Here is a 20,451-nt window from a genome sequence, read left to right on the forward strand (position 1 = left end):
GGGGCCCTCCGCTGTACTCCGGTCCCGGCCGTTCCCGGCCGTTTTCACCCGGTCCTCGGGTCCTCGGGTCCTCGGGTCCTCGGGGCCTCGCGGCCTCGGGGACGATCAGACGGCGAGTGCCTGCTTGACCTGGGCCAGGCTCGGGTTGGTCATGACGGACTCGCTGCCCCCGGCGGACTTCACGAGGACGGTGGGAACCGTCTGGTTGCCGCCGTTGGCCTTCTCCACGAACGCGGCGGACTCCGGGTCGAGCTCGATGTTGATCTCGTTGTACGCGATGCCTTCCCGGTCCAGCTGGGTCTTCAGCCGACGGCAGTAGCCGCACCAGGTCGTGCTGTACATCGTGACGGTGCCCGTGTCCTGCATGCTGCGCTCTCCTTCGTGAGGGCTCGGTGGTCCGAGTACTCGAACGTACGGGACCCTGCGGCCATTCCCGTACGGCCGCCCTTGCGCACCCGGTGTGACTGATACGACTGATACGTGCTGCCTGTGGACAAATTTCCCGCCCGGCTCACCGGACCTGGCAGCATGGCGGGGTGACATCAGCAACGCACTCCTCACCGTTCCCGGGCGGCCAGGCCTCCGCCGACTCGGCCGACGCGGTGCTCCTGGGCCTCGACCCGGAGCAGCGTGAGGTCGCGACGACCCTGCGCGGGCCGGTGTGCGTGCTGGCGGGTGCCGGTACCGGCAAGACCCGCGCGATCACCCACCGCATCGCCTACGGTGTCCGGTCCGGGCAGCTCATGCCCGCCAGTGTGCTGGCCGTCACCTTCACCAACCGCGCCGCGGGCGAGATGCGCGGACGCCTGCGCACCCTGGGCGCGGGCGGGGTCCAGGCTCGCACCTTCCACTCCGCAGCCCTGCGCCAGCTCCAGTACTTCTGGCCGAAGGCGGTCGGCGGCGAGGTGCCACGGCTGCTGGAACGCAAGATCCAGTTCGTCGCCGAGGCCGGCGCGCGCTGCCGTATCCGGCTCGACCGCAACGAGCTGCGGGACGTCACGGGCGAGATCGAATGGGCGAAGGTCACCCAGACCGTCCCCGCCGACTACCCGGTGGCCGCCCTCAAGGCGGGCCGCGAGGCCCCCCGGGACCTGGCCGAGATCGCCCAGATCTACGGGACGTACGAACAGCTCAAGCGCGACCGCGGCATGATCGACTTCGAGGACGTGCTGCTCCTCACCGTCGGCATCCTCCAGGACCGCCACGACATCGCGGAGCAGATCCGCGGCCAGTACCAGCACTTCGTCGTCGACGAGTACCAGGACGTCAGCCCGCTCCAGCAGCGGCTGCTGGACCTGTGGCTCGGCGAGCGCGACAGCCTCTGCGTCGTCGGCGACGCCAGCCAGACCATCTACTCCTTCACCGGCGCCACCCCCGACCACCTGCTGAACTTCCGCACCCGCTACCCGCAGGCCACGGTGGTCAAGCTGGTCCGCGACTACCGCTCCACCCCGCAGGTGGTCCATCTGGCCAACGGGCTCCTGAACCAGGCCAAGGGGCGGGCCGCCGAGCACCGGCTGGAGCTGATCTCGCAGCGCGAGACCGGCCCCGACCCCGTCCACACCGAGTACGCGGACGAGCCCGCCGAGGCCGAGGGCGTCGCCCACCGGATCCGGGACCTGATCGCCGCGGGCGTCCCGGCGGGCGAGATCGCCGTGCTCTACCGCATCAACGCCCAGTCCGAGGTCTACGAGCAGGCCCTCGCCGACGCCGGGGTCCCCTACCAGCTGCGCGGAGCCGAGCGGTTCTTCGAGCGCCAGGAGGTCCAGAGGGCGATCCTCGCGCTGCGCGGAGCCGCGCGCTCCGGCGGCAACGACCCGCTGCTCGACGACGTCGTGGAACTGGGCTCCCAGGTGCGGGCGGTGCTCAGCTCCACCGGCTGGGCCGCCGAGCCGCCGGCCGGTTCCGGCGCCGTGCGCGACCAGTGGGAATCGCTGGCCGCGCTGGTCCGGCTCGCCGAGGACTTCGCCCGCGGCCGGCCTGGGGCCACGCTGGCGGACCTCACGATCGAGCTGGACGAGCGCAAGGCCGCCCAGCACGCCCCGACCGTCCAGGGCGTCACCCTGGCCTCGCTGCACGCGGCGAAGGGTCTGGAGTGGGACTCCGTGTTCCTCGTCGGGCTCACCGACGGCATGATGCCGATCACCTATGCGAAGACCGACGAGCAGGTCGAGGAGGAACGGCGGCTGCTCTACGTCGGCGTCACCCGGGCGCGGATCCATCTGAGCCTGTCCTGGGCGGTCTCCCGCGCCCCCGGCGGCCGGGCCTCCAGACGCCCCAGCCGCTTCCTGAACGGCCTGCGGCCGGGCTCCGCGGCCCGGGGAGCCGGAGCGGGCTCCGGGGTCGAACGCGGGGTGCGCAAGCGCGTGCGCCGCGGTCCGGCGCTCTGCCGGGTCTGCGGCAGGACCCTGACGGAGGCCGGCGAGCTGAAGCTGATGCGCTGCGAGGACTGCCCGTCCGACATGGACGAAGGCCTGTACGAGCGGTTGCGGGACTGGCGCGCGGTCCAGTCGAAGGAGCAGGGTCTGCCCGCCTACTGCGTCTTCACGGACAAGACACTGATGGCCATCGCGGAGGCCGCGCCGTCCGAGGCGGGGGAGCTCTCGATGATCTCCGGAGTGGGCGGTCGTAAGCTTGACCGGTACGGAGCCGAGGTCCTGGCCATCTGCGCAGGTCAGGAGGTTGGGGCTGGGCATCCTGACGACGCGTAGAAAATCGTCGGAAAAATAGTTTGCACATGCCCAGCGAAGACCCATAGGTTCTTAGCAACGGAAACGGTGGCTTCTCCGAAGCCCTGGATCCGTGCTGTACTTATCCGAATACGTATGGGACAGGCCCCCGGGCCGAGTCCCCGAGACGCCGAGAGGAGGCGAGACCAGTGACCAGCTTCATGACCTTCACCGAAATGACCGATCGCTCGGTCGACGCTTCCTGCCTGCTCGGTTCCGTCTCCACCCTGGGTACCGGTGTGTCCGCGATTTCCGCCGACCGCCCCGCCCTGCTGGCGATCCTTCCGGTCAGTGAGCGCAATGAGCGACCGACCAAGGCACCGGTGGCAGTGCTGGCAGCAGAAGCGCAGGCGCATGGCGCCTATGGATTCGCTGCCGCAGCCGGTGCCGGATCCCAGAAGAAGCAGACGAAGCAGCAGCACCACCTGATGTGGGCCTTCCGCGGGCTCGAACCCTGGAGTGATCCAGCCTGATCGCATGATCAGGCCGGCGCCTTCAGGGCCGCGGAACCCCACCCGGGATCCGCGGCCCTTCTGTTTTGTCCCGAACAGGGACGACGGAACGAAGGGGCCACGGGACTGGCAGCCAGGTACCAGCCGAACCCGGCCAACCGGCCGGAACGACTAGCCGAACAAGACGAGGAAGAAAACACCGTGCAACTCGAAGCGCACGCCCCGTCCGTACCGCAGACCCAACTGATCTCCCCGCCCGCAGTCCCGGAGGACCACGCCTTGACCCCGCTCACCGCGCTGACCGCGCTCGACGACGCCATCGAGAACCTCGGCGTACCCGTCCCCTGCCGTACCTTCGACCCCGAGGTCTTCTTCGCCGAGTCCCCGGCCGACGTCGAGTACGCCAAGTCCCTCTGCCGCACCTGCCCGCTGGTCGAGGCCTGCCTCGCCGGAGCGGTCGAGCGCCGCGAGCCCTGGGGTGTCTGGGGTGGCGAGCTGTTCGTCCAGGGTGTCGTCGTCGCCCGCAAGCGTCCCCGTGGCCGTCCGCGCAAGAACCCGGTTGTCGCGGCATGACCGCCATCGGAACCATCGACCGCCCCCTGACGCACGACCCCTTGAAGCAGGCCCTCATGACCTCCTACACCACGAGCGAGCAGCCCCACGGCGCCGCCCACGCAGACTTCATCACCACCGGCGCGATCACCTCGCGTCAGAACAGGACCCGCGAAATGCAACTCATCCCAGAAGCCCTGGCTCGCGCCCATATGGACGAGCGCATGCGTGAGGTGGACGCCGAGCGTCACGCCGTGCGCCTGGTCGCCGCCCGCCGCATGCAGCGGCGTGCCGAGCGCGTCTCCATGCGCGCCCGGCGTGCGCTGGCCATGGCCGTCATGCAGTAAGAGCTGAAAGCAGCATCCCCCGGGGGGACCGGTCCGCACGGACCGGTCCCCCCGGTGCGTTGCGCGGGCCTGGCCGCCCGGACGGGGATATCGTCTGGAGGTGGACCAGCCGACTCCCCGCCCCGGCCCGTCGGGATCCGAGGCCCAGCCCGTCGTCTGCACAGGCTGTGGCGCCAAGTCCCCGGGCGAGATCCCACCCACCTGGACCTGCTCCGTGGAGAACGGGACCAGACAGTACTTCTGCGTCGACTGCGCGCGCGCCAACCTCCGGGCGATCGAGGGCAGGCTCGACTCGTCCTGGTGGTGACGCCCCTACGCGATCACTCGGCGGAGGCGAACCCCGGCAGCCAGGTGTCCAGTTCGTCCCGCAGCCGCACCGTCGCGCCCAGCTGGCACAGCACCCCGATGGTGCTCAGCGTCACGCGGTGGATCAGCAGATAGGACGGCGGCAGGTTGATCTGCCGGCCCAACTGGTGCGCGGGGGAACGGGGATCGGCGATCCGCGCAGCCTGGCCGCGCAGCCACGGCCGGGTGAAGGTGAACTCCTCCGCCTCGGCGGGCTCGATGATCGGCTTCAGGTAGTCCAGCACCGCGCCGGGATCGAGCTCGACGGACTCCCTCACGAACCCCTCGGCGCGCAGGTGCCCGTAGACCCCCTCGGCGTCACCGTCCAGCGTCATCCGCAGCGACCTGCCGATGGGCTTGGGCCAGCCCCCGGGCAGCCGGTCGACCGTGCCGAAGTCCAGGACGCCCAGCCGCGTCCGGCCGTCCGCCCCCGGTATCAGACGGAAGTTGCCCGGGTGCGGGTCGGCGTGCAGCAGGCCGGTGCGCGCCGGACCCGAGAACAGGAACCCGGCCAGCAGCTGTCCGGCACGATCCCGCTCCTCCTGCGTCCCGTCGGCTATCACCTCCGACAGCGGGGTCCCTTCCATCCACTCGGTCACCAGCACCTGGTCGCCCTGGTGCACGACGTCCGGCACGACCACGTCCGGGTCGTCCACGAAGGCGTCCGAGTGGGTCCGCTGGGCCTCGGCCTCCAGCTCGTAGTCGAGCTCCTCCGCGACCCGGTCGCGCAACTCCTTGATCAGCGGCTTGATCTCCATCCCCGGGATCAGCGGCCCCAGCAGGCCCGCGAACCGGCTCAGCTGCTTCAGGTCCGACAGCAGCGCCTCACCGGCGCCCGGGTACTGGACCTTGACGGCCACCTGCCGGCCGTCGTGCCACACCGCCCGGTGCACCTGCCCGATCGAGGCCGCCGCGGCCGGCTTGTCCTCGAACTCCTCGAACAGGTCCCGCCAGTCCGCGCCGAGACGGTCCGTCAGCACCTGGTGCACCGTCGCCGCGGGCAGGGGCGGAGCCGCCTCCTGAAGCTTGGTCAGCGCCGCCCGGTAGGGCCCGGCGACCTCCTCGGGCAGAGCCGACTCGAAGACCGACAGGGCCTGCCCGAACTTCATGGCACCGCCCTTCAGTTCCCCGAGGGTGCGGAACAACTGCTCGGCGGTGCGCTGCTGGAGCTCGCGCGCCACGATCTCCGCGGACTTGCCTCCGATCCGCTTGCCCAGCCCCCACGTGGCCCGGCCCGCCATGCCGAGCGGCAGCGCGGCCAGCTTGACGGTACGGGTGACCGCCTTCCGGGGAAGATCAGACATACGCCCCTCCAAGTCCCAGACAGCTGCGCCGCGAACGGCGATTCAGGAAGGGCTCCGCCGCCCCGACAGCCTCAACGCATCCTGTCATGGCTGTCGCGGGCGCCACCCGCCCGATCCTCCTGCGGTGACCCGCCCGCACCGCAGGGGCAGTCCGGATGCGGGGGGACCGGGGTGGACTCCCAGTGCAGTGCGGGCAGCGCCGCCTCCCAGCGGGAGGCGGTGGACGCGGGCAGCTGTCCGTCGAGGAAGGCCAGCGCGTGGGCCGCGGCCAGCCCGGCCACCGCCGTGGACAGGCCCAGGTCGCAGGACGCGCCCGCGCGGCGGCGGTGGGCCGAGCGCCACTGCACCAGCATCCTCGGCCAGGCCGCGTCCCGGTCCACGCGGTCGCGCTCCATGCACCCCGCGCAGGCCGTCGACCCCGGCAGCACGAGCGGACCCACCAGCCCCGTCCCCTCCAGCACCCCCGCGTACAGGTGCGGGACGCCCGCGGCGATCCAGTCGGCCGCGGTGTCCGGATCGGGGGCCCAGGCGTGCAGCCCGTCCCGGGGCGCGACCACCACCAGGGCCAGTCCCGGCTCGGCCCCCTCCTCTTCCCCGGCCCGCGGGCCGGGCCCCGGGGCCGCCCCGCGCACCAGCCTGCCCGCGGACTCGGCCCGCGGCCGGCCCACACTCCCGGGATCCAGCCCGCCCGGTGCCACGTCCGCCGGCTCCACCCGGCCGCCGTCCAGCACCTCCACCCGGCCCACGCCGGCTCCCGCCAGGACCGCGGCGATCACCGCCCCCACCCGGCCGCTCCCGCGCACCCGGACCCGTATGGCCCGGCGGGCCGCGATCCCCCGTAAGTCCCCGCCGGGCTCACGGTGGACCAGGGACAGCGAACCCAGGTCGGGCCCCAGCCGCTCCACGGTCTCCGGATGCCCCCGCAGGGCCTGGGCCCGCGGGCCGCCCGCCGTGGCGTCGTCGAGCAGCCCCGCCCCGGCCAGCGTCCTGACCACCTCGTCGGCCCGGCCGTCCGGCAGCCCCATCCCCGAGGCCTCGGCCCGCAGCAGCTCCATCCCCCGGGTGCCGTCGATCCGGTCGATCAGCGTGCCCGTCGCCGTGTCCACGGGGCCCAGCACCACCGCGTGGGCGGGCGTCACCCCGAACTGAACCGTCTGCAGATCCCGCCATGCCCGCGCCAGCGCCGGCTTCACCTTCGGATACATGTTCCGACCCCCTCGATATCCGGTGCGCATGCGCGCCACCCGTTTCCCGCTCTTCCGCAACAGTGCCCGCCCCCCGGAATCCATGCCGGAATTTGTCCACAGGTGCGAGGTATTAGGCATATGAGATGAAGGGAAATGGGGTTCCGGAAATCGGCCGCGAATCCCTCGTGTTCGAACCGCGGACGGGCGGGACTTCCGCCACCACGACCGGGTACCGTCGTGGCGTGTCCGCCGACCCACCGCAGCGCGCCGTCGAAGTCCGCCGGAGCGCGCGCCGCCGCAGGACCGTATCCGCCTACCGCGAGGGTGACCGTACGGTCGTGCTCATCCCTGCCCGGATGTCCGAGGCGGAGGAGCAGCGCTGGGTGGGGGTCATGCTCGACAAGCTGGCCGCCCAGGAGAGCCGGCGCACCTTCGGGGACGCGGAACTCACCGAGCGGGCCGCGCAGCTGTCCGAGCAGTACTTCGACGGCCGCGCCCGCCCCCGGACGGTCCGCTGGGTCACCAACCAGAACACCCGCTGGGGTTCCTGCACCCCTGCCGAAGGCAGCATCCGGCTCTCGCACCGGCTCCAGGGGATGCCGGAGTACGTCGTCGACTACGTGCTCCTGCACGAGCTGGCCCACCTCCTCGTACCGGGCCACGGGCCCCGCTTCTGGGAGCTGCTGGAGGCCTACCCGCGCACCGAGCGGGCCCGCGGCTACCTGGAGGGCGTGGTCGCCGCCGAGCGGCTGCCGAAGGTCCCCGCCGCCCGCGAGGAATGACCCCGCCGGCCCGCAGGCCGCCCCGCGTGCCGCACGCAGTGTTTTGTACCGGGTCGGTACCGGCTTGGCCGGATGTCGGCAATTGCCGTTAGCCTGAGCGCCACGCATTCACAGTCGGGATGGGGGACGGTCGTACGTATGGCCAGGGAATTCCAACGCGGCCACAAGGCCAAGATCAGTGATCTCACGGCGGGCACCGATCTGTACGTAGGTGTCCAGATCGCAGGATCCGGACTCGCCTTCGACATCAGCTGTTTCGGCCTCGACGCCAACGAGCAGCTGTCGGACGACCGTTACTTCGTCTTCTTCAATCAGCCGAAGTCGCCGGAAGAGTCCATTCAGCTACTCGGTGCGCAGTCGGGCGACACCGAATCCTTCCGGGTGACGCTGGACCGCGTTCCGGCATCCATCCACAAGCTGTCCTTCACCGCCACCATCGACGGTGCCGGACAGATGTCGCAGATCGGTCCCGGCTACATCCGGATCGTGGCCGGCGGCGAAGAGGTGGTCAGGTACGCGTTCACCGGCTCGGAGTTCACCACCGAGCGGGCCGTGATGCTCGGCGACTTCTACCTGAAGGACGTGTGGCGCTTCGCCGCCGTCGGCCAGGGCTTCGACGGCGGCCTCGACGCACTGCTGCGGAACTTCGGCGGCGAGGTCGCCGAGGACCCCCAGCCGGCGCAGCAGGCCCCGGCCGCGGCCTCGCCCGGCTTCGCCCCGCCGCCGCAGGCGGCCGCCCCGGCCCCGGCCTTCGGCGCCCCGGCCCCCGCCCCGCAGGCCCCGCAGCCTCCGGCCCCCGCGCCGTCCTTCGGCGCGCCCGTGCCCGCGCCCGGCGCCGTACCGCAGCCGCAGTACCAGCAGCCCGCGGCCCCCGCCCCGGTGCACGCCGCGCCCACCATGGCCGCGCCGCTCGCCCCGCCGGCCCCGGCCCCGTACGGCCAGCCGCCGCAGCCCTCGTACGGCCAGGTGCCGGGCCAGTACCCGGGCCAGGTCCCGCCGCCGGCCCCGGCCCCCGCTCCCTACGGGCAGCAGCCGGGCTACGGCCAGGTCCCCGGCCAGCCCCCGGGCCAGTTCCCGGGACAGCAGCCCGGCTACGCCCCGCAGGGCGTGCCCGCCGCCGGTGCCGGTCTCGCCGCCGCGCTCCAGCCGTACAAGGAAGCCCCCACCGGCACCCGCTGGACCCCGCAGAACCAGCAGCTCATGCGGGTCGACCTGGCCATGGGCGGCCAGGCCGTCCTCGCCCGCCAGGGCAGCATGGTCCTCTACCAGGGCAAGGTCGACTTCAGCTACAAGGGCGCGGGCTTCGCCGGCCGCATCGTCGGCAATGCCACCGGCCAGGAGATGCAGCTCATGCGCTGCACCGGCCGCGGCCAGGTCTTCCTCGCGGAGAACGGCGCCCACCTGCACGCCATCGAGCTCCAGGGCGACGCGATCTGCGTCTCCGCCGAGGCCGTCCTCGCCTTCGACGAGTCGCTGCAGCACGAGGTCCGCCGCATCGAGGGCCACGGCATCCCCGGCGGCGCCCTGTTCACCATGCAGTTCCAGGGCACCGGCACGGTCATCGTCAAGACGCACGGCGTCCCGGTCGTCCTGCCCGTCACCCCGACCACCTTCGCGGACAGCAACGCCATCGTCGCGTGGTCGGCCGCCTCGCAGGTGATCCTTTCCAGCCAGGTCCGGCTGCGGCGCAACGCCTACCCCGGCCACAGCGGGGAGACCGTGAACCTCCAGTTCCGCGGCGCTCCCGGCAACTTCATCGTCGTCCAGCCGTACGAGGTCTGAGGGAGCCCGACATGAACGCAATGAACCAGCAACTCGCGGGCTTCGCCCCGACCCCCGTCACGGCCCGCATGGAGAACCACGGCCGGGCCATGCTCAAGGTCGCCATGCAGAGCGGCCAGGACCTCTTCGCCCGCACCGGCTCGATGGTCGCCTACGAGGGCTTCGTCCAGTACGAGCCGAACCCGCCGGCCGTCCGCCAGATGGCCTCGCAGTGGATCACCGGCGAAGGCGCGCCGCTGATGAAGTGCACCGGCGACGGCCTGCTCTACCTGGCCGACTACGGCGCGGACGTGGTCGTCATCAACCTCAACAACGACTCGCTCTCGGTCAACGGCACCAACCTGCTCGCCTTCGACGCGCACCTCCAGTGGGGCGTCGAGCGGGTCAAGGGCCTCGCCAAGTTCGCCGGCCAGGGCCTGTTCAACGTGCAGATCGCGGGCACCGGGTGGGTCGCCCTGACCTCCCGCGGCACCCCGATCGTGGTCGACTGCGGCCGCGGCGAGGACGAGACGTACGTCGACCCCGACGCGCTCGTCGCCTGGTCGCCGAATCTCAAGGTCAAGGGCAAGCGCAGCTTCAAGGCCTCGTCGATGATCGGCCGGGGCAGCGGGGAGGCCTACCAGATGGCCTTCTCCGGCCAGGGCATCGTCGTCGTACAGCCCAGCGAGGACAGCACCGACCGGCTCCGGGCCCGGGGCTGAGGGGGAGCGGACACATCATGCAGAGTGCACTTTTCGCCCACGCAGAGGCGCAGTCCCAGGAGCGGTACGCGATCCAGAACCCGCAGCTGCTGCGGGTCTCGCTGACGGGCTCCGACGACGTGCTCGCCCGTAAGGGCGCCATGGTCGCCTACCAGGGACTCATCGACTTCGACGGCGAGTACCAGACCACGAGCCAGCGCAATGCCCGCCGCCGCACCGGCGAGGGCCTGGACCTCATGCGCTGCTCCGGGCAGGGCACGGTCTACCTGGCCAACCTGGCCCAGTACGTCCACGTCGTCGACGTGGACCAGGAAGGCCTCACGGTCGACAGCAGCTACGTGCTCGCCCTGGACTCCACCCTGCACACCGAGGTCATCGCGGTGGACAGCCAGTACGGGATCTCCGGCTCCGGCAAGTACCAGCTCAACATCTCCGGCCGCGGCAAGGTCGCGCTGATGACCTCCGGGCAGCCGCTGATGATGCAGGTCACGCCCGACAAGTACGTCAACGCCGACGCGGACGCGATCGTGGCCTGGTCCACCTCGCTGCGGGTCCAGATGCAGGCCCAGACGCACTCCAGCGGCGTGTGGCGGCGGCGCGGCAACACCGGCGAGGGCTGGGAGCTGAGCTTCCTCGGCACCGGGTTCGCCCTGGTGCAGCCCAGCGAGGTGCTGCCGCCGCAGAACGCCCAGCTCGGCCAGGGCGTCGCCGCGCAGTTCGGCATGGGCCAGCACGGCTCCCACGCGCAGAACCAGAACAACGCCTGGAACTGATCCCTCCCGGCACGGCGAAGGGGCGGTCCCCCCAGGGACCGCCCCTTCGCCGCATCCGCACCGGCTCCGGGGCCTCAGCCGCCGAGCCGGGCCAGGGTCGCCTCCAGCAGCCGTACGACGGACGCGTCGGCCACCGCCGCCACCTCCTCGTACGGGAACCAGCGCAGGTCCAGGGACTCCTCGCTGATCTCCGCCACCGCACCGGCCGGCGCCAGCGCCGCGTACTGCACGTCCAGGTGCCAGTTGCACGGAGCCGGGATCGGATGCCGGTCCAGGCGCACCGGGCCGCCGTCCAGCAGGGTCAGCCCCGACGCGATCCCCGACTCCTCGCCGGCCTCGCGCAGCGCCACGTCGGCGAGGGTCCGGTCACCGGGCTCGCAGTGCCCGCCCATCTGGAGCCACATGCCGAGCTTCTTGTGCAGGGTCAGCAGTACGCGCCCGCGCGCCGGGTCGATCACCAGCGCGCTGCCCGTGACGTGCCCGGCCGTACAGGGCTTGTAGACCCCGTCCGGGTGGGCCGCCAGGTGCTCCAGATACAGGTCGCGCAGCTCCGTCTGGTCCTCGTACGCCTTCAGGACGAGGACCGCGTCTTCGTGCAGGCTCACTGCTTCTCGTCGCCGTCCTGCTCGCGCTTCCGGGCGGCTTCGCCGAGCATCTTGTCGATCTCGGAGAAGTCCAGCTGCTCGCGGTGCACGAACCCGTCCGGGTCGTCCAGGTCGGAGGCCGTCGGCAGCATGTCCGGGTGCTCCCAGAGGCCGTCGCGGCCGTCCACCCCACGCGCGTCCGTGAGCGAGGCCCACAGCCGCGAGGCGTCGCGCAGTCGGCGCGGGCGCAGCTCCAGGCCGATCAGCGTCGCGAAGGTCTGCTCCGCCGGGCCGCCCGAGGCGCGCCGCCGGCGCATGGTCTCGCGCATCGCGTCCGCCGAGGTCAGCCGGGGCTTGGCGGCCTCGTGCACCACCGCGTCCACCCAGCCCTCGACCAGCGCGAGCGCGGTCTCCAGGCGGGCCAGGGCGGCCTTCTGCTCGGGGGTGTCCTGCGGCTGGAACATGCCGCCCTGCAGCGCTTCCTGCAGCTGCTCCGGGTTGGACGGGTCCAGCTGGCCGACGACGTCCTCCAGCTTCGAGGTGTCGACCTTGATGCCGCGGGCGTAGCCCTCCACCGCGCCGAACAGGTGCGAGCGCAGCCACGGCACGTGGGCGAAGAGCCGGGCGTGGGCCGCCTCGCGCAGGGCCAGGTAGAGCCGCACCTCGTCGGAGGGCACGCCCAGGTCCTTGCCGAAGCCCTCGATGTTCAGCGGCAGCAGCGCGGCCTTCCCGGCCGGACCCAGCGGCAGCCCGATGTCCGTCGATCCGACGACCTCGCCCGCGAGGGTGCCGACGGCCTGGCCGATCTGCTGGCCGAACATGGCGCCGCCCATGGAGCGCATCATGCCGAGCAGCGGGCCCGCCATGGCCTGCATCTCCTCGGGCAGCACGCCGCCCATGGCCGCGCCGACCCGCTCCGCGACCGGGTCCACGAGCTCCTTCCACACCGGGAGGGTCGCCTCGACCCACTCGGCGCGGCTCCAGGCCACGGCGGTGGTCGCGCCCGAGGGCAGCGAGGTCACACCGTCCAGCCAATGGTCGGCGAGGCGCACGGCCTCCTCGACGGCGGACTTCTCGGCGACGCCGACGCTCGTGTCCTTCACACCGTCCGCGGTGCCCTGCGCGACGGTCTGGCGGGCGATGTCCTTGGCCATGTCCCAGTTCACGGGACCGCCCTCGTAGCTCAGCATCTGACCGAGCTGCTGGAAGGCCGCGCCGAGGTCGTTCGGGTTCATCGCACCGAACATCGCGGCGAACGGGTTGTCCGCTCCCGGAGCGCCCGCCCCGCCCGGCAGACCCATGCCGGGGAACCCGAAGGGATTCGCCGGGCCGCCCTGACCGCCCTGGTTGCCCTTCTTCTTGCCATCGTCGCCGTTCTCCGGCTCCTCCGGCGGAAGGCCGAATCCGAATGGGGTGTCGCTCACGGGTTTCCTCGGCTCGTAGGGCCGCCGGCGGGAGCCGACGGGCAATGGTCCGACAACACCACCCAGCGTAGACACCGTGGCCGTATCCGGGCTCGGTGCTCCGCCGACTCCTGGGCTGCGGCAGGATGGACATCACCTGGTGGGTACGCGTCACGACGCGTCCCTACTGAAGACAACCGCTGGAGACGCCCGGTGAGTTCCCCAGATCCGCAGTTTCGCGCGATGCACGACGACGAAAACAGCTCCGAGCACGGTGACGGCGCCCACGGCGTTCGCCAGCCGCGAAACCCGGAGGGAATCCGCCGGCGCAGCCCGGTGATCGCCGTGACCGGCGCCGCCTCGGGAGTCGGCGCGGCCCTGGTGAGCCGCCTGGCCTCCTCCGAGGAGGTCAAGCAGGTCGTCGCCATCGACGAGCGACGGGGGGACTGCGCTGCCGCGCAGTGGCACATCCTCGACGTGCGGGACCCCGCGATCGCCGAGAAGCTGCGCGGGGCGGACGTCGTGGTCCACCTCGCGCTGGACCTCGACCTGGAGACCGACCCGGCCGCCCGTACGGCATACAACGTGCGCGGCACCCAGACCGTGCTGACGGCCGCCGCCGCGGCCGGCGTGCACCGGGTCGTGCTCTGCACCTCGGCGATGGTCTACGGGGCCCTGCCGGACAACGACATCCCGCTGTCGGAGGACTCCGAGCTGCGGGCCACCGCCGAGGCGACCGGTGTCGGCGACCTGCTGGAGATCGAGCGGCTCGGCCGCCGGGCCCCCCGCGCGCACCCCGGGCTGAACGTCACCGTGATCCGCCCGGCCGTCCTGGTCGGCGGCACGGACACCGCCCTGACCCGGTACTTCGAGTCCCCGCGGCTTCTCGTGGTGGCCGGGTCCCGTCCCACCTGGCAGTTCTGCCACGTGGACGACCTGGTCAGCGCCCTGGAGTACGCGGCCCTGGAAAAGGTCGAGGGCGAGCTGGCCGTCGGCTGCGAGGGATGGCTGGAGCAGGAGGAGGTCGAGGAGCTGAGCGGCATCCGCCGGATGGAGCTCCCCTCGGCGGTGGCCCTGGGAGCGGCGGCCCGGCTGCACCGGATCGGCCTGACCCCGTCCCCGGCCGGGGACCTCGCCTACACGATGCACCCGTGGGTCGTCAGCGTCAGCGGACTGCACGCGGCGGGCTGGCGGCCGCGCTGGACCAACGAGGAGGTGCTCGCCGAGCTCCTGCAGGAGGTCTCGGGCCGCCACACGGTCGCGGGCCGCCGGCTCGGCCGCCGGGACGCGGCCACGGCCGCCGGAGCGGCCGGCGCGACGGTGGCCCTGCTGGGCGCGGCCGCCGCGGTCCGCCTGGCGCGCAAGCGCCGCGGGATCTGACCGGATCCCCGGCGCCGTCCGGCGGGCGGACCGCGGGATTGTGCGGCGCGCCCTGTAGGAGGCTCCCAAGGCGGCGCCCGTGCCCCGGGCGAATCTGCTATTTCGCCGTGTCAGCGGCTGAGGCACGATGAGGGCATGGCACCGCACTTCGACCACCCCGGCGAGCAGGCCGCTCCGGACCCGATCCGGCTGCTCCAGATCCGCGAGACCGCCCTGTCGATCGACGAGGTCTTCCAGGCCGTCGGCGACGACGCGTCGGGCGGTACGACGCTCTTCGTCGGCACGGTGCGCAACCACGACGGCGGGGCGGACGTCGACTCGCTCGGCTACTCCTGCCATCCGACGGCCGAGGCCGAGATGCGCCGCGTCGCCGAGCGCGTCGTGGCCAAGTACCCGGTCCGCGCCCTGGCGGCCGTGCACCGCGTCGGCGACCTGGCCGTGGGCGACCTGGCGGTCGTCGTCGCCGTGTCCTGCCCGCACCGCGGCGAGGCCTTCGAGGCCGCCCGGATGCTCATCGACGACCTCAAGCACGAGGTCCCGATCTGGAAGCACCAGACCTTCAGCGACGGCACGGAGGAGTGGGTCGGCGCCTGCTGACCCCCGGACGGGGCGCCGGACGGAGTCCGGCAGGCCGGGCGAAGCTCGTGAGGCGCTCCGGCGCCGGGGAGCGGGTCGGCCGCTATTCAACCCCCGGTCACAGAGCGCCACCCGGAAGGCGGTAGCCTCGCACCCGTTCGGCCGCGCAACACGCCCTCGATTTGCGTAACCCCCCCACGGGCACGAGCGTTGAAGCCACCAACGAAACGTACTTCGGGGCAGGGAGGCACGCCCATGGCGTCTTTGGCGTGGTTGCTGATTCCGCTGTTCGCCGCGATCGGAGCGGCGATATGGGGCAGCTGGGCGGCACGCGACCGCACACAGGGTGACATATCCGAGCTCGCGGGATACGCGCGCTTCCGGGAAGCCATGGCCAATGCCGATCAGGCCAGGGTGAAGGCCGAGGCCCATTCCTCCCCGTCCGCCCACTCCGCCTCCGACGCCGTCTGACACGCCCCGCCGCCGTTCGACGTTCGACGCTCCGCGTCCGTCCCGCTCCGGTCCGCCGCCGTCCGTGAGATTCCGCTGAGAGTTTCGCCCACGGACCCCGTACGGACCGGCCCCGAGGGCCGCCCGGCAGGGCCGTCCCGTACTGTCGGATCCATGCCACGCCGCACCGCGACGATGCTCGCTTCCACCCTGGTGCTGTTCGCGCTGCTCTGCGCAGGGGTGTTCATCAAGGTCCCGTACTCCGAGATGAGCCCCGGCCCGACCGTGAACACGCTCGGGGACTCGCACGGCGCGCCCGTCCTCAGCATCGCGGGGCGCAAGACGTACCCGACCAGCGGTCACCTCAACATGACCACGGTCCGCGTCACCGGTGCGGACTACGACATGAGCCTGGTGGAAGCGGTCTACGGCTGGCTGGCCGGCGACAACATCGTCGTCCCGCACGAGAACCTCTACCCGAACGGGAAGACGGAGGCGGAGTCCACCCAGGAGAACGCCGAGGAGTTCAGCCAGTCGCAGCAGAGCGCCAAGGTGGCCGCCCTGAAGCAGCTCGGCATCCCGGTCACCGCACGGGTGATCGTCTCCACCGTGGTCAAGGACAGCCCCTCCGAGGGCCGGCTCCACGCCGGGGACGTGATCAAGGCCGTGGACGGGACCGCCGTCACCGCCCCCGAGGACGTCGCCAAGCTCGTCACCAAGCACAAGCCGGGTGAGCCGGTGGAGTTCACGATCGTCCCCGCCAAGGACGCGGCCGAGGCGGCGAAGTCCGGCGGAAACGACCCCGCCACCTCGAAGCTGACGATCACCGCGGGCAAGGCGGAGGGCGACGGTCACGCCATCGTCGGCATCCGGGCGGGCACCGACCACGCCTTCCCGTTCACGATCGACATCAAGCTCGCCGACGTCGGCGGCCCGAGCGCCGGGCTGATGTTCGCCCTCGGCATCGTCGACAAGCTCACGCCGGAGGACCTGACCGGCGGGAAGTTCGTCGCGGGCACCGGCACCATCGACGACGCGGGCAAGGTCGGCCCGATCGGCGGCATCCAGATGAAGACCATCGGTGCCCGCCAGGCCGGTGCCGAGTACTTCCTGACGCCCGCCGAGAACTGCGCCTCCGCGGCCTCCCACGTCCCCGACGGCCTCACGCTGGTCAAGGTGTCCACGATCGACGACGCCACGAAGGCACTGGAGAAGATCAGCAAGGGGGACAAGGCCGGGCTGCCGAGCTGCACCGGCTAGAGAGCCGGCCGGCCCCTGCGGGCCGGCCCCGGCCGGTCCGGCCCGGCCGCCCCGTCCCCCGGCGGACGGCGCTACGAGAAGGTCGCCGCCAGGGCATCCGCCAGGCCCGGTACCAGGCCCGCGCCGGTGAGGACCTCCGTCGAGGAGTCCTTCTCGCGCAGCCGCACCGCCGACTCGCGCGAGCCGTCGCGCAGCACGGCCACGGTGAGGCGCACCTCCTGCCGTTCCGGGTGCCCGGCGACCCACTTCGACAGCTGCTTGTCGTTCAGCCCCTCCGGAACGGAGGCCTCCGCGGACGGCGGCAGCATCAGGCGCTCCACCGTCAGAGCGCAGCCGACGACGGCGTCGGGCCAGGCGATGGTGCCGAGGAACTTGTCGAGCGGCGTCCCCTTCGGGACCTCGTCCTGCTCGATGGGGGTCAGGGAGGACTTGCCGGCGTCGTCCTGGTCGAGGCCGAGCTGGCTCGCCAGCCGCGGCTCCTGCTTCTTGAGGCGGGCCGTGTCGACGAGGGCGAAGAGCCGCGCGGGCTTGTCCCAGCCGAGGCCGGCCGCGTACTCGTCGATCTCGAGGCAGGCGCGGGTCAGCGGACCGGCCGCCATGGGGGTGCCGGGGGAAGGCGAAAGGTTGGACATGGACAACATCCTGCCTCCTTTCCATCGATAACCGGGAACTGACCAAAGCCTCAGTAAGTTGCATGAGTGGGCTCTACGATCGGGGGCCCGTTCAATACCAGACTCAGCGACTTTCGAGGTGCGCACCTTGGCTTTCCAGATGCCGGACCGCGGCGGAGGCCCTTCCGGGCCACGGATGAGAGTCGGCCGCCCCTCCCGGCGGGCCCGAACTCTCCTGATGACCTTGGGCGTGCTGGCCGTCCTGGCCATGCTCTTCATCATGTTCGCGGGCTTCTGGACTGACTGGCTCTGGTTCCGCTCCGTGAAGTACTCCACCGTCTTCACCACCACCCTGTGGACCAAGATCGGCCTCTTCGCCGTCTTCGGTCTGCTGATGGCCGGTGCGGTGGGGCTGAACATCTGGCTGGCCCACCGGCTGCGGCCGCCGCTCAGCGCGATGTCGTTGGAACAGCAGAGCCTCGACCGCTACCGGATGAGCATCGCCCCGTACAAGAAGTGGCTGCTCCTGGGCATCGCGGTGCTCGTCGGCCTGATCGCGGGCGCCTCCGCGGCCGGCCAGTGGAAGACCTGGCTCATGTACGTGAACGGAGTGCCCTTCGGTTCGAAGGACCCCCAGTTCCACATGGACGTGTCCTTCTACACCTTCGACCTGCCCTGGTACCGCTTCCTGCTCGGCTTCGGCTTCGCCGCCGTCGTCCTGTCGGTGATCGCCGCGGCCGTCGTGCACTACCTGTACGGCGGACTGCGCGTGACCAGCCCGGGCGCGCGGGCCACCGCCGCCGCCACCGGTCACCTGTCGGTGCTCCTCGGCCTCTTCGTCACGCTCAAGGCGGTCGCCTACTGGCTCGACCGGTACGGGCTCGCCGTGAAGTCCAGCGACTTCAAGGCCGCCGACAACTGGACGGGCCTGCGGTACGTCGACGCGAACGCCTACCTGCCGGCGAAGACGATCCTCGTCGCCATCGCCGCGATCTGCGCCGTGCTGTTCTTCGCGACGCTCTGGCGCCGCACCTGGCAGCTGCCGGTCATCGGCTTCGGCCTGATGGTGCTTTCGGCGATCCTGATCGGCGGGCTCTACCCGGCGATCGTGCAGAAGTTCCAGGTCCAGCCGAACGAGCAGGCCAAGGAATCCCCGTACGTCCAGAAGAACATCAAGGCCACCCGCGACGCCTACGGGATCGCGGGCGCCCAGGTCTCGGACTACCCGGGCGTCCCGCAGACCGAGGACCGGACCAAGCTGCGGCCGCAGGCCGACACCACGGCCAGCATCCGCATCCTCGACCCGAACATCGTCTCGCCGGCCTTCCAGCAGCTCCAGCAGGTCAAGGGCTACTACGCCTTCCCGTCCACGCTCGCCGTGGACCGGTACAGCGGCCAGGACACGGTCATCGGGCTGCGCGAGCTGAACATCGGCGGCATCCCGAAGAACAACTGGATCAACGACCACTTCAAGTACACGCACGGCTACGGCGTGGTCGCGGCCAAGGGCACCACCGTGAAGGAGGGCGCTCCCGACTTCACCCAGTCCGACCTGCCCTCCAAGGGCGTGTTCGGCACGGACTTCGAGCAGCGCATCTACTACGGCGAGCAGACCAAGCAGTACTCGATCGTCGGCGGTCCGCAGAAGGAGCTCGACTACTCCGACGACAAGGGCGAGAAGGAGACCAGCTACAAGGGCAACTCCGGCGTCAACCTCGACAACCCGGTCAACCGGGCGGCGTACGCGCTCACCTTCAACGAGCCGCAGATCCTCTACTCCGGCGCCATCGGCGACGGCTCGCGGATCCTCTACAACCGCACGCCCAAGCAGCGCGTCGAGGCCGTCGCCCCGTGGCTGACCATCGACGGCGCGCCCTACCCGGCCGTGATCGACGGCCGGATCAAGTGGATCGTCGACGCGTACACGACCACCAACGGCTACCCGTACGCCTCGCGCACCACGCTGGGGCAGAGCACCGCGGACTCGCTGACCAACAGCCAGCGCGCGGTGGTCGCCCAGGAGAACCAGGTCAACTACATCCGCAACTCGGTCAAGGCCACCGTCGACGCGTACGACGGCTCGGTGGACCTGTACCAGTGGGACACCCAGGACCCGGTCCTGAAGACCTGGATGAAGGCGTTCCCGGGCACGGTGAAGCCCAAGGCGGACATCAGCAAGCCGCTCATGGACCACCTCCGGTACCCGCAGGACCTCTTCAAGGTCCAGCGCGAGCTGCTGACCCGCTACCACGTCACCGACCCGCAGACCTTCCTCAGCGGCAGTGAGGCGTGGGCGGTCCCGGACGACCCGACGACCAAGGCCGGTACGGCCGTTCCGCCGTACTACCTGTCGATGAAGATGCCGGGCCAGAAGGAGAAGGACCAGGTCTTCTCGCTCACCACGACGTTCACGCCGAACGAGCGGCCCAACCTGAGTGCCTTCATGGCGGTCAACGCCGATCCGGGCACCCCGGAGTACGGCAGCATCCGCATTCTGAAGATGCCGACCAGCAAGCCGCCGGACGGCCCGAGCCAGGTGCAGAGCAAGTTCCAGTCGGAACCGAAGATCGCCGAATCCATCCGCCTGCTGCGCGGTGGTGACTCGGAGATCGAGTACGGCAACCTGCTCGCGGTGCCGCTCGACGGCGGGATGCTCTACGTGGAGCCGGTCTACGTCCGCAGCTCCACGCTGAAGTACCCGCTGCTGCGCAAGGTGCTCGTGACGTACGGCAACCAGACCGCCTTCGAGGACACCCTGGAGAAGGCGCTGAACGTGGTCTTCGGGGCCGAGGCGCCGACGGTTCCGGTACCCCCGGACCAGCCGCCGGGCACGGTCACGCCGCCGACCGCCCAGGACCCCACGGTCAAGGCGGCGCTCGGCGACGCACAGAAGGCCATCGAGGATGCCGAGAAGGCCCGTCAGGCGGGCGACTGGGCAGCCTTCGGCAAGGCCCAGGAGGAGATCAAGGCCGCGCTGAAGCGGGCGATCGAGGCCGAGGCGAAGCTGACCGCGCCCACACCGGCCGGCCAGTGATCAACGGGTAATGGCTCCACCCCGTGTCGTGATACTGTGGTTTCACCGACGCGGGGTGGAGCAGCTCGGTAGCTCGCTGGGCTCATAACCCAGAGGTCGCAGGTTCAAATCCTGTCCCCGCTACTGAAGATGAAGGCCCGGATCCATGGGATCCGGGCCTTCGTCATGTCCGGAGCGGACACGCGGTAGCCGGGGAGGG

General features: G+C 71.2%; 20 protein-coding genes and 1 tRNA gene. 15 read left to right on the forward strand and 6 right to left on the reverse strand.

The annotated features are described in order from the left end of the window. Positions 1–105 precede the first annotated feature (105 nt). Positions 106–366: a mycoredoxin gene (locus DEJ51_RS22000; RefSeq protein ID WP_150259120.1), complete on the reverse strand. Its 261-nt coding sequence runs from the start codon at positions 364–366 to the stop codon at positions 106–108. Positions 367–476: 110 nt separating this feature from the next. On the opposite strand from DEJ51_RS22000, the gene DEJ51_RS22005 reads away from it, so the two are divergent. The 5 genes from DEJ51_RS22005 to DEJ51_RS22025 all read left to right on the forward strand — a co-directional run bounded on the left by DEJ51_RS22005 (position 477) and on the right by DEJ51_RS22025 (position 4,387). Continuing rightward, positions 477–2,711 (forward strand): ATP-dependent DNA helicase UvrD2, encoded by a 2,235-nt coding sequence (locus DEJ51_RS22005; protein ID WP_150259121.1) that lies wholly within the window; start codon positions 477–479, stop codon positions 2,709–2,711. Positions 2,712–2,890: 179 nt separating this feature from the next. After that, entirely contained in the window at positions 2,891–3,202 is a 312-nt protein-coding gene (locus DEJ51_RS22010) for a hypothetical protein (protein WP_190620986.1), read from the forward strand. Positions 3,203–3,382: 180 nt separating this feature from the next. Next, positions 3,383–3,754 (forward strand): WhiB family transcriptional regulator, encoded by a 372-nt coding sequence (locus DEJ51_RS22015; protein ID WP_150259123.1) that lies wholly within the window; start codon positions 3,383–3,385, stop codon positions 3,752–3,754. After that, positions 3,751–4,080 (forward strand): hypothetical protein, encoded by a 330-nt coding sequence (locus DEJ51_RS22020; RefSeq protein WP_150259124.1) that lies wholly within the window; start codon positions 3,751–3,753, stop codon positions 4,078–4,080. The genes DEJ51_RS22015 and DEJ51_RS22020 overlap by 4 nt, the downstream gene beginning before the upstream one ends. A gap of 100 nt (positions 4,081–4,180) precedes the next feature. Next, positions 4,181–4,387, forward strand: coding sequence for a hypothetical protein (locus DEJ51_RS22025; protein ID WP_150259125.1), 207 nt, complete (start codon positions 4,181–4,183; stop codon positions 4,385–4,387). Positions 4,388–4,400: 13 nt separating this feature from the next. On the opposite strand, the gene DEJ51_RS22030 is transcribed toward DEJ51_RS22025, so the two are convergent. Both DEJ51_RS22030 and DEJ51_RS22035 read right to left on the reverse strand, forming a co-directional pair. Next, entirely contained in the window at positions 4,401–5,729 is a 1,329-nt protein-coding gene (locus DEJ51_RS22030; RefSeq protein WP_150259126.1) for an ABC1 kinase family protein, read from the reverse strand. A gap of 71 nt (positions 5,730–5,800) precedes the next feature. Next, positions 5,801–6,934, reverse strand: coding sequence for a ThiF family adenylyltransferase (locus DEJ51_RS22035; protein ID WP_150259127.1), 1,134 nt, complete (start codon positions 6,932–6,934; stop codon positions 5,801–5,803). Positions 6,935–7,059: 125 nt separating this feature from the next. Between DEJ51_RS22035 and DEJ51_RS22040 the strand changes: the two genes are divergently transcribed. The 4 genes from DEJ51_RS22040 to DEJ51_RS22055 all read left to right on the forward strand — a co-directional run bounded on the left by DEJ51_RS22040 (position 7,060) and on the right by DEJ51_RS22055 (position 10,954). Further along, positions 7,060–7,698: a M48 family metallopeptidase gene (locus DEJ51_RS22040; protein WP_411757338.1), complete on the forward strand. Its 639-nt coding sequence runs from the start codon at positions 7,060–7,062 to the stop codon at positions 7,696–7,698. A gap of 138 nt (positions 7,699–7,836) precedes the next feature. Further along, a complete protein-coding gene (locus DEJ51_RS22045; protein WP_150259128.1) occupies positions 7,837–9,480 on the forward strand; it encodes a TerD family protein in 1,644 nt (547 codons plus the stop codon). A 20-nt stretch (positions 9,481–9,500) separates the two neighbouring features. Then, entirely contained in the window at positions 9,501–10,181 is a 681-nt protein-coding gene (locus tag DEJ51_RS22050) for an AIM24 family protein (protein WP_030011152.1), read from the forward strand. A 17-nt stretch (positions 10,182–10,198) separates the two neighbouring features. Next, positions 10,199–10,954: an AIM24 family protein gene (locus tag DEJ51_RS22055; protein ID WP_150259129.1), complete on the forward strand. Its 756-nt coding sequence runs from the start codon at positions 10,199–10,201 to the stop codon at positions 10,952–10,954. 74 nt (positions 10,955–11,028) lie between these two features. On the opposite strand, the gene DEJ51_RS22060 is transcribed toward DEJ51_RS22055, so the two are convergent. Continuing rightward, positions 11,029–11,559 carry an NUDIX hydrolase gene (locus DEJ51_RS22060; protein WP_150259130.1) on the reverse strand — a complete coding sequence of 177 codons (531 nt, stop codon included), beginning with the start codon at positions 11,557–11,559 and terminating at the stop codon, positions 11,029–11,031. Next, positions 11,556–12,962, reverse strand: a complete 1,407-nt coding sequence (locus tag DEJ51_RS22065; protein WP_150259131.1) for a zinc-dependent metalloprotease — start codon at positions 12,960–12,962, stop codon at positions 11,556–11,558. The genes DEJ51_RS22060 and DEJ51_RS22065 overlap by 4 nt, the downstream gene beginning before the upstream one ends. Before the next feature lie 222 nt (positions 12,963–13,184). On the opposite strand from DEJ51_RS22065, the gene DEJ51_RS22070 reads away from it, so the two are divergent. From DEJ51_RS22070 to DEJ51_RS22085, 4 genes are all read left to right on the forward strand, one after another. Beyond that, on the forward strand, positions 13,185–14,321 hold the full coding sequence (locus DEJ51_RS22070; RefSeq protein ID WP_411757339.1) for an SDR family oxidoreductase: 1,137 nt from the start codon (positions 13,185–13,187) through the stop codon (positions 14,319–14,321). Positions 14,322–14,456: 135 nt separating this feature from the next. Next, positions 14,457–14,918, forward strand: a complete 462-nt coding sequence (locus DEJ51_RS22075) for a molybdenum cofactor biosynthesis protein MoaE (RefSeq protein WP_150259133.1) — start codon at positions 14,457–14,459, stop codon at positions 14,916–14,918. 234 nt (positions 14,919–15,152) lie between these two features. Beyond that, positions 15,153–15,368: a hypothetical protein gene (locus DEJ51_RS22080; RefSeq protein ID WP_150259134.1), complete on the forward strand. Its 216-nt coding sequence runs from the start codon at positions 15,153–15,155 to the stop codon at positions 15,366–15,368. Positions 15,369–15,521: 153 nt separating this feature from the next. Beyond that, positions 15,522–16,607 (forward strand): PDZ domain-containing protein, encoded by a 1,086-nt coding sequence (locus DEJ51_RS22085; protein ID WP_150259135.1) that lies wholly within the window; start codon positions 15,522–15,524, stop codon positions 16,605–16,607. Between the two features lie 71 nt (positions 16,608–16,678). Here DEJ51_RS22085 and DEJ51_RS22090 read toward each other — a convergent pair whose 3' ends face one another. Continuing rightward, the gene (locus DEJ51_RS22090) at positions 16,679–17,248 is read right to left on the reverse strand and encodes a PPA1309 family protein (protein WP_190620557.1); all 570 of its coding nucleotides are present in this window, start codon (positions 17,246–17,248) and stop codon (positions 16,679–16,681) included. Positions 17,249–17,378: 130 nt separating this feature from the next. Between DEJ51_RS22090 and DEJ51_RS22095 the strand changes: the two genes are divergently transcribed. Then, complete coding sequence (locus DEJ51_RS22095; RefSeq protein WP_223836203.1) at positions 17,379–20,252, forward strand: UPF0182 family protein; 2,874 nt, start codon at positions 17,379–17,381, stop codon at positions 20,250–20,252. Positions 20,253–20,301: 49 nt separating this feature from the next. Continuing rightward, positions 20,302–20,375: transfer RNA gene (locus tag DEJ51_RS22100), tRNA-Met, on the forward strand. Positions 20,376–20,451 lie beyond the last annotated feature (76 nt).

Source organism: Streptomyces venezuelae (assembly GCF_008642275.1).
GTDB lineage: Bacteria > Actinomycetota > Actinomycetes > Streptomycetales > Streptomycetaceae > Streptomyces > Streptomyces venezuelae_E.

Bases quoted from the DNA above. Each gene is read 5' to 3' on its own strand.
- DEJ51_RS22000 (WP_150259120.1), bottom strand. From the start codon at position 366: ATGCAGGACACGGGCACCGTCACGATGTACAGCACGACCTGGTGCGGC.
- DEJ51_RS22010 (WP_190620986.1), top strand. From the start codon at position 2,891: ATGACCTTCACCGAAATGACCGATCGCTCGGTCGACGCTTCCTGCCTG.
- DEJ51_RS22020 (WP_150259124.1), top strand. From the start codon at position 3,751: ATGACCGCCATCGGAACCATCGACCGCCCCCTGACGCACGACCCCTTG.
- DEJ51_RS22030 (WP_150259126.1), bottom strand. From the start codon at position 5,729: ATGTCTGATCTTCCCCGGAAGGCGGTCACCCGTACCGTCAAGCTGGCC.
- DEJ51_RS22035 (WP_150259127.1), bottom strand. From the start codon at position 6,934: ATGTATCCGAAGGTGAAGCCGGCGCTGGCGCGGGCATGGCGGGATCTG.
- DEJ51_RS22040 (WP_411757338.1), top strand. From the start codon at position 7,060: ATGAAGGGAAATGGGGTTCCGGAAATCGGCCGCGAATCCCTCGTGTTC.
- DEJ51_RS22045 (WP_150259128.1), top strand. From the start codon at position 7,837: ATGGCCAGGGAATTCCAACGCGGCCACAAGGCCAAGATCAGTGATCTC.
- DEJ51_RS22050 (WP_030011152.1), top strand. From the start codon at position 9,501: ATGAACCAGCAACTCGCGGGCTTCGCCCCGACCCCCGTCACGGCCCGC.
- DEJ51_RS22055 (WP_150259129.1), top strand. From the start codon at position 10,199: ATGCAGAGTGCACTTTTCGCCCACGCAGAGGCGCAGTCCCAGGAGCGG.
- DEJ51_RS22070 (WP_411757339.1), top strand. From the start codon at position 13,185: ATGCACGACGACGAAAACAGCTCCGAGCACGGTGACGGCGCCCACGGC.
- DEJ51_RS22075 (WP_150259133.1), top strand. From the start codon at position 14,457: ATGGCACCGCACTTCGACCACCCCGGCGAGCAGGCCGCTCCGGACCCG.
- DEJ51_RS22080 (WP_150259134.1), top strand. From the start codon at position 15,153: ATGGCGTCTTTGGCGTGGTTGCTGATTCCGCTGTTCGCCGCGATCGGA.
- DEJ51_RS22085 (WP_150259135.1), top strand. From the start codon at position 15,522: ATGCCACGCCGCACCGCGACGATGCTCGCTTCCACCCTGGTGCTGTTC.
- DEJ51_RS22090 (WP_190620557.1), bottom strand. From the start codon at position 17,248: ATGTTGTCCATGTCCAACCTTTCGCCTTCCCCCGGCACCCCCATGGCG.
- DEJ51_RS22095 (WP_223836203.1), top strand. From the start codon at position 17,379: ATGCCGGACCGCGGCGGAGGCCCTTCCGGGCCACGGATGAGAGTCGGC.